Origin of the sequence: Leifsonia sp. 22587 (genome assembly GCF_052044215.1) — a bacterium.
GTDB classification, from domain to species: domain Bacteria; phylum Actinomycetota; class Actinomycetes; order Actinomycetales; family Microbacteriaceae; genus Leifsonia; species Leifsonia shinshuensis_C.
On the sequence record NZ_JBQENB010000004.1, the window covers coordinates 147,820 to 160,222 of the forward strand.

At 72.1% G+C, this 12,403-nt stretch carries 14 protein-coding genes; 8 read left to right on the forward strand and 6 right to left on the reverse strand.

The features are described 5' to 3' along the window. Positions 1–67 precede the first annotated feature (67 nt). From ACTJI1_RS16485 to ACTJI1_RS16495, 3 genes are all read left to right on the forward strand, one after another. Positions 68–1,096, forward strand: a complete 1,029-nt coding sequence (locus ACTJI1_RS16485) for a 6-phosphofructokinase (protein ID WP_310128375.1) — start codon at positions 68–70, stop codon at positions 1,094–1,096. A gap of 118 nt (positions 1,097–1,214) precedes the next feature. After that, a complete protein-coding gene (locus ACTJI1_RS16490; RefSeq protein ID WP_440743497.1) occupies positions 1,215–2,138 on the forward strand; it encodes an NADP-dependent oxidoreductase in 924 nt (307 codons plus the stop codon). A gap of 38 nt (positions 2,139–2,176) precedes the next feature. Next, positions 2,177–2,584: a hypothetical protein gene (locus tag ACTJI1_RS16495; protein ID WP_310128380.1), complete on the forward strand. Its 408-nt coding sequence runs from the start codon at positions 2,177–2,179 to the stop codon at positions 2,582–2,584. A 38-nt stretch (positions 2,585–2,622) separates the two neighbouring features. Here the strand turns inward: ACTJI1_RS16495 and ACTJI1_RS16500 are convergent, their stop codons facing one another. Both ACTJI1_RS16500 and ACTJI1_RS16505 read right to left on the reverse strand, forming a co-directional pair. Continuing rightward, on the reverse strand, positions 2,623–3,957 hold the full coding sequence (locus ACTJI1_RS16500) for an alpha-hydroxy-acid oxidizing protein (protein ID WP_440743498.1): 1,335 nt from the start codon (positions 3,955–3,957) through the stop codon (positions 2,623–2,625). A 30-nt stretch (positions 3,958–3,987) separates the two neighbouring features. Further along, positions 3,988–4,638, reverse strand: coding sequence for a LysR family transcriptional regulator substrate-binding protein (locus ACTJI1_RS16505; protein WP_440743499.1), 651 nt, complete (start codon positions 4,636–4,638; stop codon positions 3,988–3,990). 33 nt (positions 4,639–4,671) lie between these two features. Between ACTJI1_RS16505 and ACTJI1_RS16510 the strand changes: the two genes are divergently transcribed. Next, complete coding sequence (locus tag ACTJI1_RS16510) at positions 4,672–5,070, forward strand: DUF5997 family protein (RefSeq protein ID WP_440743500.1); 399 nt, start codon at positions 4,672–4,674, stop codon at positions 5,068–5,070. Here the strand turns inward: ACTJI1_RS16510 and ACTJI1_RS16515 are convergent. After that, positions 5,067–5,489 carry a DUF1622 domain-containing protein gene (locus tag ACTJI1_RS16515; RefSeq protein WP_310128387.1) on the reverse strand — a complete coding sequence of 141 codons (423 nt, stop codon included), beginning with the start codon at positions 5,487–5,489 and terminating at the stop codon, positions 5,067–5,069. The genes ACTJI1_RS16510 and ACTJI1_RS16515 overlap by 4 nt on opposite strands. A gap of 29 nt (positions 5,490–5,518) precedes the next feature. Here ACTJI1_RS16515 and ACTJI1_RS16520 point away from each other — a divergent pair, with 29 nt between their 5' ends. Next, positions 5,519–7,021, forward strand: coding sequence for an SDR family NAD(P)-dependent oxidoreductase (locus ACTJI1_RS16520; protein ID WP_310128389.1), 1,503 nt, complete (start codon positions 5,519–5,521; stop codon positions 7,019–7,021). Between the two features lie 40 nt (positions 7,022–7,061). Then, positions 7,062–9,167: an amino acid transporter gene (locus ACTJI1_RS16525; RefSeq protein WP_440743501.1), complete on the forward strand. Its 2,106-nt coding sequence runs from the start codon at positions 7,062–7,064 to the stop codon at positions 9,165–9,167. Positions 9,168–9,347: 180 nt separating this feature from the next. Here ACTJI1_RS16525 and ACTJI1_RS16530 read toward each other — a convergent pair whose 3' ends face one another. From ACTJI1_RS16530 to ACTJI1_RS16540, 3 genes are read right to left on the reverse strand one after another with little or no spacing between them, the layout of a single operon-like run. After that, positions 9,348–9,614 (reverse strand): DUF6510 family protein, encoded by a 267-nt coding sequence (locus ACTJI1_RS16530; protein ID WP_310128391.1) that lies wholly within the window; start codon positions 9,612–9,614, stop codon positions 9,348–9,350. Further along, positions 9,611–10,363: a ferredoxin reductase gene (locus ACTJI1_RS16535; RefSeq protein WP_440743502.1), complete on the reverse strand. Its 753-nt coding sequence runs from the start codon at positions 10,361–10,363 to the stop codon at positions 9,611–9,613. Before ACTJI1_RS16535 ends, ACTJI1_RS16530 begins: the two co-directional genes overlap by 4 nt. A 14-nt stretch (positions 10,364–10,377) precedes the next feature. Continuing rightward, positions 10,378–10,971 (reverse strand): sulfite oxidase-like oxidoreductase, encoded by a 594-nt coding sequence (locus ACTJI1_RS16540; protein WP_440743503.1) that lies wholly within the window; start codon positions 10,969–10,971, stop codon positions 10,378–10,380. A gap of 47 nt (positions 10,972–11,018) precedes the next feature. Here ACTJI1_RS16540 and moaA point away from each other — a divergent pair, with 47 nt between their 5' ends. Together moaA and ACTJI1_RS16550 are read left to right on the forward strand one after the other, a co-directional pair. Then, complete coding sequence (gene moaA, locus ACTJI1_RS16545) at positions 11,019–12,116, forward strand: GTP 3',8-cyclase MoaA (protein WP_440743504.1); 1,098 nt, start codon at positions 11,019–11,021, stop codon at positions 12,114–12,116. Next, on the forward strand, positions 12,109–12,360 hold the full coding sequence (locus ACTJI1_RS16550; RefSeq protein ID WP_310128397.1) for a MoaD/ThiS family protein: 252 nt from the start codon (positions 12,109–12,111) through the stop codon (positions 12,358–12,360). The genes moaA and ACTJI1_RS16550 overlap by 8 nt, the downstream gene beginning before the upstream one ends. Positions 12,361–12,403 lie beyond the last annotated feature (43 nt).

Below are 12,403 nucleotides of genomic sequence, written 5' to 3' on the forward strand. Positions count from 1 at the left end.
CCAGTGCGATTTTGTGCAGCCCGGTCGGGGCGGGCATGATTCAAGCACGCACGAGAAACGGAGCAGCATGAAGATCGGCATCCTCACCAGCGGCGGCGACTGCCCGGGACTGAACGCGGTCATCCGGGGCGCGGTCCTGAAGGGCGATCGCGTCCACCACTCCGAGTTCGCCGGTTTCCGCTACGGCTGGCGCGGAGTGGTCGAGGGTGACATCATGCCGCTCGACCGCCACAGCGTCCGCGGGCTGTCCCGCCAGGGCGGCACCATCCTCGGTTCCAGTCGCACCAACCCGTTCGAGGGCGAGAAGGGCGGCCCGGAGAACATCCAGCGGATGATGGATGAGAACGGCATCGACGCCATCATCGCCATCGGCGGCGAGGGCACGCTGACCGCTGCGCGCCGTCTCACCGACGCCGGCCTCAAGATCGTCGGCGTCCCGAAGACCATCGACAACGACCTGGCGGCGACCGACTACTCGTTCGGCTTCGACACCGCCGTGGAGATCGCCACGGAGGCGATCGACCGCCTCCGCACGACCGCCGAGTCGCACCAGCGCTGCATGGTCGTGGAGGTCATGGGCCGCCACGTCGGCTGGATCGCCCTGCACTCGGGCATGGCGGGCGGCGCGCACGCCATCCTCATCCCGGAGCAGCCGCAGTCGATCGAGCAGATCTGCGAGTGGGTGGAGTCGGTCCGCGACCGCGGGCGCGCCCCGGTCATCGTCGTGTCCGAGGGCTTCCACCTGGACACGATGGAGGAGGCGCACTCCCACAAGGGACTCGACGCGTTCAACCGTCCCCGCCTCGGCGGGATCGGCGAGATGCTCGCCCCGATGATCGAGGAGCGCACCGGCATCGAGTCGCGCGCGACCGTCCTCGGCCACATGCAGCGCGGCGGCGTCCCCAGCGCCTACGACCGCGTGCTCGCGACCCGCCTCGGCATGGCGGCGGTGGATGCGGTGTACGAGGGCCGCTGGGGCTCGATGGTGTCGCTGCGCGGCACGGACGTCGTCAACGTCTCGATCGCCGACGCGACCGGCGGGCTCAAGACCGTTCCGGACGCGCGTTACGAGGAGGCGGCGCTGCTCTTCGGCTGAGCGCTGCTTCCGGTCGGCCCGCCGCTGCTTCCGGTCGGCTGAGCGTCCGGTGCACTCCGTGCCTTTTCGGCGGCGGTCGGGGCTAGGCTCCCTCCTACCAGAGGGAAGGAGCCCGTCCGTGCCGCGTTTCGTCCAGTTCGAGGAGTTCGGTTCCCGCGACTACCTGCACGTGGTCGAGCGGGAGAGGCCGTGGCCAGGCCCCGGTCAGATCCTGGTGCGCGTGATGGCGGCCGGGCTGAACCCGTCGGACTACAAGGCGTATCGCGACGAGCGGGCGGCCGCCCGGAGCGGCGTCACGCTGCCGAGCGGGATCGGCTCGGACTTCTCCGGCTTCGTCGAGGAACTCGGCGAGGGCGTCACCCGGTTCGAGCTGGGCCAGGCGGTGCTGGGCACCGCGCCGTTCGCCGCGATCGCCGACTTCGTCGTGGTGGCGGAGGACGGTCAGGTGATCTTGAAGCCGGACGCGCTCACGTTCGAGGTCGCCGGGTCGCTCGGCGTCGCGGGACGCACGGCCATGGCGAGCGTCCGCTCCCTCGACCTGCACGAACGCGACACGGTGCTGGTCAGCGCCGCCGCGGGCGGCGTCGGCGTGCTGGCCGCGCAGCTCGCCGTGCGAGCGGGCGCGACCGTCATCGGGACGGCGAGCGAGGAGAACCACGAGTTCCTGGAGTCCCTCGGCGTCATCCCGGTCGCCTACGGCGAGGGGCTCGCCGACCGCGTGCGCGACGTGCTGGACGACGACCGGGTCACGGCCGTGCTCGACAACCACGGACCGGACACCATCGACGCCGCGCTGGAGTTGGGCGTGCCGATCGAGCGGGTGAACTCGATCGCCGTCTTCGGGCCCGCCGCGCGCGGCGCGAAGAACGTCGGAGGGCACTCCGCCGGCAACGACGAGCTGGCCGAACTCGCCGACCTGCTGGCCGAGAACGAGCTCGTGCTGCCCATCGACTCCATCTACCCGATCGAGCGGACGGTCGAAGCGTTCGGGCGCCTGGAGGGCGGCCACGTGCGCGGCAAGGTCGTCGTCGTCACCGACTGAGGCCCGGCCGGCGCACCCGGCCGACGAGAGGAGCATCCATGATCGCAGAGGACATCGCCCGCCAGCTGCGGGCCGCGGGGCTGCGCTGGCAGCCGGCGTCGGGGGACACCTTCGCCATCGACCGCCCGGGCATGGAGGGGGAACGGTTCACGGTCAGCGAGATGACCATCGAACCGCACCACTTCGACACCGGCACGATCCTCGGCTTCAACGGCACCACGGAGTGGGCGCTGGACTCGCTCGCCGTCGAGGACGCGCTGTGGATCCCGCGGGAGGATCAGCTGCGCGAGCTGCTCGGCGGAAGCTTCCGGCACCTGGCCCGCACCCCGGACGGCTACCGCGTGACCGTGTTCTTCGGCGACCAGGAGCGGATGTTCGAGCACGACGACGCGGCGACCGCCTACGCGCAGGCGCTGCTGTCGCTGATCGGAGCCTCCGTCTCGTAGCGGCCGTCTCGTAGCGGGCGTCTCGTAGCGGCCGGCGCTCAGCGGCCGCCGGCGAGCACGGACGTCCCGGTCCCGGAGGGCGCGAGCACCGACGGGTCGAGGTCCGCGACGCGGCGGACGCCCGCCAGCCCGAGGGTGATGTCCAGCTCGGCGATCGTGTTGCGGAGCAGCTCGCGCACGCCCTCCTCGCCCGCGAGCGCCAGCGCGTAGACGTACGGGCGCCCGAGCGCCACGGCCCTCGCGCCGAGGGCGAGGGCGACCAGCGCATCCGACCCGCCGCGGATGCCGCTGTCGAAGAGCACGGGGATGCGGCCGGCGACGGCGTCGACCACGCCGGGCAGCGCATCCAGCGCCGCGACCTCCCCGTCGATCTGGCGACCGCCGTGCGTGGAGACCTGCACGGCATCCACCCCGGCGTCGACCGCGCGCCGGGCGTCGTCCGGATGGAGTACGCCCTTGAGCACGATCGGCAGCCGGGTGCGCTCGCGCAGGAAGGCGAGATCGTCCCAGGTCAGGGACGGGTCGGCGAACACGTCGAGGAAGGTCTCCACCGCGGCGAGCGGCTCGCCCGAACGCAGCTTCTCGCGCAGCGGTCCCGGGTGGTGGCGCAGGATGCTCGCGAAAGACGCGAGCGCCGCCGGCGTCGGCGTGGTGGCCGGGCCACCGCCGGGGCGATCGCTGGTCCGCTTCCGCGTGGCCCGCTCGCGGACGAGCCCCTGGAACACGGGATCGCTCGTGTACTGCGCGATGCCGAGACCACGGCTGAACGGCAGGTAGCCGAGCGCCAGGTCGCGCGGCCGCCAGCCGAGCACGTGCGTGTCCAGTGTGACGACGATCGCCTCGCAGCCGGCGCGCTCCGCCCGCTCGACCAGGCTCGCGACGAGCTCGCGCGACGAGCTCCAGTACAGCTGGAACCAGCGCGACGCCCCCGGAGCCGCCGCATCCATCGCCGCCGCCACCTCCTCCATCGGCTGCGACGCCTGCGTGGACAGCATGGCCGGCACCCCGAGGCGCGCGGCGGCACGGGCCGCGGCGGCGTCCCCGCCGCGGCGGGCGAGCTCCAGCACGCCGATCGGAGCGAGGAGCAGGGGAGTGGGACGGCGCACGCCGAACAGGTCCACCGAGAGGTCGCGCGACGACACGTCCTGCAGCACCCGCGGCACGATGCGGCGACGCCGGAACGCGTCGAGGTCGGCGTCGGCGGTGCGCTCCAGCCCGGCGGACCCGGCGACGTAGGCGAACGCCGCGCGGCTCATCCGGCGCTGCGCCGCCCGCTCCAGCTGGGCGAACCCGACGGGGATGCGTGGGCGCCGTCCTGCGACACCGGCGCGGTAGATCTCGGACTGGGCCTCGCGTCCGGCGCTCGTGGTCATGTCCCCATCATGCTCCCGGGCGCCCGCTTGTCAGCGGCGGCGCGGGCGCTTGCGCGTCGTGGAAGTCGCCTTCGGCGCACGGGCGGACGCCTTGCGGGCCGCGGGCGCCTTGCGGCCGCTGTCGGCGGCTTCGCGCGCCGCGACCTCGGGATTACGCGAGCTGTGCGCGGTGCGCCCGCGCACGATGCCGATGAACTCGTCGACCAGGGGATGTTGCCCCTCGCGCGGCCAGGTCAGGCCGATGCGGCTCTGCGGGGCGTCCGCGACCCGGAGCGCGACGACGTCACGCCGCCGCAGCGCCTTCGCCACCGAGGCGGGCAGCAGGGCGACGCCGTCGCCCGCGGCGACGCTCCGCATCAGCGCCTCCGACGGCTCGCCCTCGACCCGCGGCTCGTCCGCGAGGTCGGCCAGGTGCAGCTCCTCCTCCTCGAGCGTGAGCAGGTGTTCGTGGTGCAGGACCACGACGACGTCCTCCGCGTAGAGCGGGATCAGGTGCCGCTCGTCGTCCGGCTCCGCATCGCGCGCGAAGACCATGTCCGCCTCACCGGTCGCGAGGGCCGCCAGCGGGTCGGTGTTCGGCCGCGCCACCAGCTCCACGTCGGGGAAGCGCTGCTCGAAGGTGCGCGTCCACTTGCCCGGGGCGACACCCAGCGGGAAGGCGATGGCGAAACGGGAGGACACGAGTCGAGGGTAGCGAACGGTAGCCTGGGGGACATGAAGGCGCAGACCATGAAAGCGGCCACAGCGGCCAAGAAGCTCGGCATCTACCTGCCGGCGGCGCCCGACGACTTCCGCGACCGCGAGATCAGCCGCACCGAACTGGACGAGCTGACCGCGAACCCGCCGGAGTGGCTGCGCGCTCTCCGGGCAGACGGCCCGCACCCGCGCGACGTGGTCGCGCGCAAGCTCGGCGTCTCCAACTCCGGCCTCGCCCGCGGCGGCGTGACGGAGGCGCTCACCACCGCCGAGATCAAGGCGCTGCTGGAGGAGCCGCCGCAGTGGCTCGTCGACGAGCGCGCGACGCAGGCGGCGGTCCGTGCCGAGAACGCACGGGTCAAGCAGCGCGACGCCGAGCGCGCCGCGCGCCGTGCCGCCGACGGCGACCGGGCCTAGAGACCGGTCGTCTCGGTCCCGTCCGGCGAACGGGTCGCGTTCTTCGCCGCCCGCGCGATCGTCTGCGGTCCGGTGACCAGCGCCCGCCGCCACGGGGCGACGCCGTCGATCTCCACCTGCAGCGAGAAGCTCAGGATGGTGCGGATCAGCACGATGATGCCGAGCACGAACGCGTCGGTCAGCGACGGCGTCGACGTGACGGTCTTCACGAGGTCCGCGGCGACCAGGATCTCGAGGCCCAGCAGGATGACGCCGCCGAAGCTCTCGCGCAGGGTCCGGAACGCCGCCGTCCCGCTCCGCTGACGCACCCAGGCGACGAGCGCCAGCGCGACGGCCACGATGAGGCCGACCGCCATCGCGGCCACCCCGACGAACTCGAACACCGTGCCGGTCGTCTCGAAGAAGGGGTGCGCATCCATGCGCTCATCGTGCCACGTAGAATTCTCCGGTGCCTCCCGAAACCCCGGCCGTCTCCGGCCTCGACCCCGACGATCTCGCCGTCACCCTCCGCGTCCTGCAGCAGCTGCACGAGCTGGACCAGGAGCATCCCGACTACGTGAGCGTGCGCCGGGCGACCGCGCACATGTTCAAGGCGTCCAAGCAGGCGCGCAAGCGGGAGCTGCGGCGACAGGTCGCCGAGGCCGACCGTGCGGTGATCGCGGCGACCGCCACGGGCGCTCCCGACCGCATCGACGACGAGACCCGTGGCCGCGAGCTGACCTCCAGCTCGACCGGCTCCCGCACCGCCGGCACCCTCCTCACGGCCCGCGCCTGCTACATCTGCAAGCAGCAGTACACCGAGGTCGACTGGTTCTATCACCAGCTGTGCCCGTCCTGCGCGGCGTTCAGCCACCTCAAGCGCAACGCGCGCACCGACCTCACCGGCAAGCGCGCCCTGCTGACCGGCGGCCGCGCCAAGATCGGCATGCACATCGCCCTGCGCCTGCTGCGCGACGGTGCCCACCTGACCATCACGACGCGGTTCCCGCGCGACGCCGTCCGGCGGTTCTCGCAGCTGCCGGATGCCGGGCAGTGGATCGACCGGCTCCGCGTCGTCGGCATCGACCTGCGCGACCCCTCGCAGGTGATCGCGCTCGCCGACTCCGTCGCGGAGCGCGGGCCCCTCGACATCCTCATCAACAACGCCGCGCAGACGGTGCGCCGCTCGCCCGGCGCGTACTCGCTGCTCGCGGACGCGGAGACCCAGCCCCTGCCGGACGGCCCGCTGCCCGAGTTGGAGACGTTCGGTCACACCGCTGACCCGCATCCACTCGCCCTCGAGCGGTCGGTCGCGGCGCATCCGCTGCTCTCGGCGGCGGATGTGCGCGGCACCATCGCGGAGCTCGCCGGACCCGCCGCGCTGACCGCGGACGACCTGGCCACCGCCGCGATGAGCGCCGGCTCGTCGTCGCTCGCCCGGCACGCCGACGGCAGTGCGATCGACGCCGGCGGTCTCGTCCCCGACGTCGCGCACGTCAACAGCTGGACGCAGACCATCGGTGCGATCGACGCGCTGGAGCTGCTCGAGGTGCAGCTGTGCAACCAGACGGCGCCGTTCATCCTCATCGACCGGCTGCGGCCCTCGCTCGCGGCGGCCGGACGCTCGTACGTTGTCAACGTGTCCGCGATGGAGGGCGTCTTCGGCCGCCGCTACAAGGGGCCCGGTCACCCGCACACCAACATGTCGAAGGCCGCGCTGAACATGCTCACGCGGACCAGCGCGGGGGAGATGTTCGAGAGCGACGGCATCCTGATGACCAGTGTCGACACGGGATGGATCACGGACGAGCGCCCGCACCACACCAAGGTGCGGCTCGCCGAGGAGGGCTTCCACGCGCCGCTCGACCTGGTCGACGGAGCCGCCCGGGTCTACGACCCGATCGTCCGCGGCGAGGCGGGCGAAGACGTTCACGGGGTGTTCCTCAAGGACTACCGTGCCTCGGCGTGGTGACCGCTACGCTGGCGACGGGGACGTGAGCGGAGGGACGCGGATGCCGGGTACTCCGGGACGACGGACGCCGCCCGAGGCGGCAGGTGCGGAGGCCGCGTCAGGCGCGCCGGACGCGCAGGCGCCGGCCGCGCAGGCGCCGGGTGCGCCGTCGCCGGTTCCGCGCGTCACCCCGCGCAGCGCCATCCCCGTGCCCGGTCAGGCGCGGCCCGTGCCCGAGTCCGCGAAGGGCGGCTGGGTGCGACACTGGCTGCTCACCGGCCTCGTGGACGAGCGCGGCACCCAGCAGGGACCCCACGGCCGCAACCCCGACCGCACGCACCCCTGGTGGCAGGTCATGTGCCTCACCGGTGTGGACTACTTCTCGACCCTCGGCTACCAGCCCGCGATCGCGGCGCTCGCCGCCGGGCTGGTGTCGCCCTTCGCCACGCTGGTCCTCGTCGCCCTGACCCTGCTCGGCGCCCTGCCGGTGTACCGCCGCGTGGCGCGGGAGAGCTTCAAGGGCTCCGGCTCGATCGCCATGCTGGAGCGGCTGCTGCCCTGGTGGGCGGGCAAGCTGCTCGTGCTGGTGCTGCTCGGCTTCGCCGCCACGGACTTCATGATCACCATCACGCTGTCCGCCGCGGACGCCTCCGCGCACGCCATCGAGAACCCGTTCGCGCCGAGCTGGTTCCAGGGCAACAACGTCCTGATCACCCTCTTCCTGCTGGTGCTGCTGGGCGCGGTGTTCCTGAAGGGCTTCAAGGAGGCGATCGGCATCGCGGTGGTGCTGGTCGCGGTCTACCTGGCGCTGAACGTCGTCGTCGTCGGCACATCCATCGTCGAGGTCTTCCAGCACCCGACCGCGATCGACGACTGGTGGAGCGCGCTGTTCCGCCAGAACGGCGACCCGCTGATCGTGGTGGGCGTCGCGCTGCTCGTGTTCCCACGGCTCGCCCTGGGCCTCTCCGGCTTCGAGACCGGCGTGGCCGTCATGCCGCAGATCACGGGCCGCCCGGACGACGACCCGGCGTACCCGAAGGGGCGCATCCGCGGCGCCGGCCGGCTGCTCACCACGGCCGCGATCATCATGAGCGTCTTCCTCATCACGTCGAGCTTCACCACGACGCTGCTCATCCCGCAGAAAGACTTCCAGCCCGGCGGACCGGCCAACGGCCGCGCGCTGGCGTACCTGGCGCACGAGTACCTCGGCAACGGGTTCGGGACGGTCTACGACATCAGCACCATCCTGATCCTGTGGTTCGCCGGCGCCTCCGCGATGGCCGGCCTGCTGAACCTGGTGCCGCGCTACCTGCCGCGGTACGGCATGGCTCCGCAGTGGGCGCGGGCCGTGCGTCCGCTGGTGCTCGTCTTCACCGCGATCGCGTTCCTCATCACGCTGATCTTCCAGGCGAGCGTGGATGCGCAGGGCGGCGCGTACGCCACCGGCGTCCTGGTGCTCATCACGTCCGCATCCCTCGCGGTGACGCTGTCGGCGTACCGCAAGCGGCAGCCGAAGCGCACCGTCGTGTTCGGCGTCATCACGGCGATCTTCGTCTACACGACGATCGACAACATCATCGAGCGCCCGGACGGGCTCCGGATCGCGACGCTGTTCATCCTCGGCATCCTGGTGGTGTCGATCGTGTCGCGCGTCGGGCGGTCGTTCCAGCTGCGCGCGACCTCGGTGACCTTCGACGTGACCGCGCTGGACTTCATCCTCGAGGACGCGGAGGAGGGCGAGATCCGCATCATCTCGCACGAGCCCGACGTCGACACGGGGACCGAGTACGCGCAGAAGAACAAGGACGAGCGCAAGTTCAGCCACATCCCGCAGCGTTCCCGCACGATCTTCCTCGAAGTGCTCCGCTCCGACTCCTCCGACTTCGAGGAGGACCTGGTGGTGCACGGCGTGGTCAAGCACGGCTACCGCGTGCTGCAGGTGAAGAGCGGCAACGTGCCGAACACGATCGCGGCGGTGCTGCTCGAGATGCGCGACATCACGGGCGTGGTGCCGGCGATCTACTTCGAGTGGACGGAAGGCAACCCGATCTCGAACATGTTCCGGTACCTCATCACCGGGGTCGGCGAGGTCGCGCCCGTGACGCGCGAGGTGCTGCGCGAGGCGGAGAAGGACGTGAAGCGGCGGCCGGCAGTGCACGTGTCCTGAGGCCAGGGCTGGGCTCGGGAGTGCCTATCGTCGGAGAACACCCTCCAAATCTCCGACACAGCGCTCTGCCGAGGGAGATTTCGCGCCGAAATGGCCAGATCTCCGACGAGCGGCGCCCGATCTCCGACGAGCGGCGCCCGATCTCCGACGATCGGCGCCGGATCTCCGAGGATCGCGGGGCTACTCGACCGCGAACTCCAGCCAGGCGAGGCCGCGCAGGTCGAGCATGAGGCGGCCGGCGCGCTCCGAGGCGACGGCGAGCACGTCGCCGCAGACGGAGCAGCGCACCACGAGGCCGTGCTCGTCCACGTAGACCCGTCCGCGGGCGACGACGGACTCGTCGCCGCAGTTGACGCAGCAGCCGACCGCCGTGGTGACGTCGGCGGCGAAGACCTCCGACAGCATCCCCGCGGCCGCGTTGCCGTCGAGGTAGTCCTGGCCTGTCATGGCGTGCCTCCGATGCCGCCGTAGCGCTCGGTGCGGATGCGTGCCGGGTCGTGGCCGGCGTCGACCAGCCAGCCGGAGACCGCCTCGACGAACGGCGTCGAACCGCAGATGAAGAAGGTGGGGGAGTCGGAGGCCGGCAGCACCCGCTGCATGAGGCCCTCGGCGGTGAGGCGGCCGGGCTTCGCGTCCGAGCCGGGCGGCGCCTGCCGCGTGTACACGTAGTCGACGCGGAACGGGGCCGCGGCGTCGGCGGCGAGCGTGCCGAGCTCGTCGGTGTAGTAGCCGGAGAACGGCGCGCGCAGCGAGTACAGCATCCGGAACGGCGTCGTGCTGGTCGCGGCGGCGTGCGCGCGAGCCATCGACATGAGCGGCACGACGCCCGAGCCGCCGGCGATCAGCTGGACGGGCGTGTCGTCGCCCGGACGCCACACGAACCAGCCGCCGACCGGTCCGCGCACCTCCAGCTGGTCGCCGTTCTGCAGCCCGCGCACCAGGTACGGCGACACCTCGCCGTCGGCGAGCTCCTCGACCGTCAGCTCGAGTTCGTCGTCCGGCAGCTCGTGCGGATCCAGCGCGCCGCGGCCTCCGCCGGACGCGATGGAGTAGGAACGGACCGCCTGGTAGCCGTCAGGCGCGGTCAGCCGGATGTCGACGTGCTGACCGGCCAGGTGGCCGTGCAATCCCGGGATGCGCAACCGGATGGTGCGGGCCGTCGGTGTCTCCATCCGCGTGTCGACCACGTCGGCCACTCGCCATACGCTGCTCACCAGTAGCGCTGTTCCTTCCACGGGTCGCCGTACATGTTGTAGCCGTTCTGCTCCCAGAAGCCGGGCTGGTCCTGCGGCAGCATCTGCAGCCCGGAGACCCACTTGGCGCTCTTCCAGAAGTACAGGTGCGGCACGAGGAGTCGCGCGGGACCGCCGTGCTCCGGCTCCAGGTCTTTGCCGTCGAAGCTGTGCGCGACCCACGCCTTGCCGTCCAGCAGGTCGGCGAGCGGCACGTTGGTCGTGTAGCCGCCGTAGCTGTGCGCCATCGTGTACTCGAAGCTGGTGTCGACATCCTTGAACAGGGTGTCGAGGGCCACGCCGCGCCACGAGGTGCCGAGCTTCGACCAGCTGGTCACGCAGTGGATGTCGGTGCTGACGTCCTCCTGCGGGAGCGCCAGGAACTCGTCCCAGCTCCAGCGGTGCACGTCGCCCTTCTCGGTGGTGATCGTGAACGCCCAGTCGTCTTTCGCGATGCGGGGCGTCGGCCCGGCGGACAGCACCGGGAAGCCCTCGGTCAGGTACTGACCGGGAGGGAGGCGGGGGTCGTCGGTCCTCCGACGGCCGAGGAAGCCGGACGAGATGATTCCCATGGGGGAAGCTTATGGGGTCCGGTCCCGGCCGGTCTATGGTGAAGAGCATGACGGCCGTCAATCTGGGACTCCCGCTGCGGGCCACGGCCCCGCGGGCTTCGGGCGCGGGCGCTCCGCCCGAGACCTCGGGGCGGCCGGACCACCCCGGCCTGATCGACCGGTTCGGCCGGGTGGCGCGCGACCTGCGGGTCTCGGTGACCGAGAAGTGCTCGCTGCGCTGCACGTACTGCATGCCGGCGGAGGGCCTCCCCGCGATCCCGCGCGAGGACCTGCTGAGCGCTCCGGAGATCGCACGCCTCGTCGGGATCGGCGTGCGCGACCTCGGGGTGCGGGAGGTGCGGTTCACCGGCGGCGAGCCGCTGATGCGGGCCGACCTGGCCGAGATCATCGGGCTCTCCGCGGCCGCCGCGCCCGGCATCGACCTGTCGATCACGACCAACGGGATCGGTCTGGAGCACCGCATCCACTCGCTCGTGGACGCCGGGCTCACCCGCGTCAACGTCTCGCTCGACACGGTCGACCGCGAGCACTTTGCCCGGCTCACCCGCCGGGACCGGCTTCCCGCGGTGATGGCGGGCATCCGCGCCGCCCACGAGGCGGGGATGACGCCGCTCAAGCTCAACGCCGTGATGATGCGCGACACCCTGAGCGACGCGCCGGACCTGCTCGCCTGGGCGCTCGAGAACGGTTGCCGCCTGCGCTTCATCGAGCAGATGCCGCTCGACGCCGAGCGGTCGTGGCTGCGCGAGAACATGGTCCCCGCCGACGAGCTGCTCGCCGTGCTGAGCGAGCGGTTCGTGCTCGTCGAGGCCGGCCGGGACGACCCGCACGCGCCCGCCGAGGAGTGGCGGGTCGAGGGGTGGACGGTGGACGGCGTCCCCGCCACCGTCGGCATCATCGCCTCGGTCACGCGCTCGTTCTGCGCCGCGTGCGACCGCACCCGGATCACGGCGGAGGGCACCGTGCGCTCGTGCCTGTTCGGCGACGACGAGACGGACCTGCGCGGCCTGCTCCGCGGCGGGGCCGGCGACGCTGAGATCGCGCGCTGGTGGCGGGCGGCGATGTGGGGCAAGCAGTCCGGGCACGGGATGGACGCGGCCGGGTTCGCGCCGCCGGTGCGCAGCATGGGGGCGATCGGTGGCTGAGGTGCACGTCCGCTACTTCGCGGCCGCCGAGGAGGCCGCCGGGCGCCCCGAGGAGCGCCTCGACCTGCCCGAGCCGACGATCGAGGGCCTGCAGCGCGAGCTGGTCGCCCGTTACGGGGAGCCGATGGAGCGGGTGGTCCGCTCCGGCTCGTTCCTCGTCGGCGGCATCGTCTCCCGCGACCCCTCCCGCGAGCTGACGCTCGCCACCCCCGTCGACGTCCTCCCTCCCTTCGCCGGCGGCTGACCCCCTCCTCGTCGCATCCGCCCCCCCGTCGAGTACACGAAAA

Excerpts from the sequence above, each read along its gene's own strand:
- ACTJI1_RS16485 (WP_310128375.1), top strand. The coding sequence starts at position 68 with ATGAAGATCGGCATCCTCACCAGCGGCGGCGACTGCCCGGGACTGAAC.
- ACTJI1_RS16495 (WP_310128380.1), top strand. The coding sequence starts at position 2,177 with ATGATCGCAGAGGACATCGCCCGCCAGCTGCGGGCCGCGGGGCTGCGC.
- ACTJI1_RS16500 (WP_440743498.1), bottom strand. The coding sequence starts at position 3,957 with ATGACCACGAGCGCCGGACGCGAGGCCCAGTCCGAGATCTACCGCGCC.
- ACTJI1_RS16510 (WP_440743500.1), top strand. The coding sequence starts at position 4,672 with ATGAAGGCGCAGACCATGAAAGCGGCCACAGCGGCCAAGAAGCTCGGC.
- ACTJI1_RS16515 (WP_310128387.1), bottom strand. The coding sequence starts at position 5,489 with ATGGATGCGCACCCCTTCTTCGAGACGACCGGCACGGTGTTCGAGTTC.
- ACTJI1_RS16525 (WP_440743501.1), top strand. The coding sequence starts at position 7,062 with ATGCCGGGTACTCCGGGACGACGGACGCCGCCCGAGGCGGCAGGTGCG.
- ACTJI1_RS16530 (WP_310128391.1), bottom strand. The coding sequence starts at position 9,614 with ATGACAGGCCAGGACTACCTCGACGGCAACGCGGCCGCGGGGATGCTG.
- ACTJI1_RS16540 (WP_440743503.1), bottom strand. The coding sequence starts at position 10,971 with ATGGGAATCATCTCGTCCGGCTTCCTCGGCCGTCGGAGGACCGACGAC.
- moaA (WP_440743504.1), top strand. The coding sequence starts at position 11,019 with ATGACGGCCGTCAATCTGGGACTCCCGCTGCGGGCCACGGCCCCGCGG.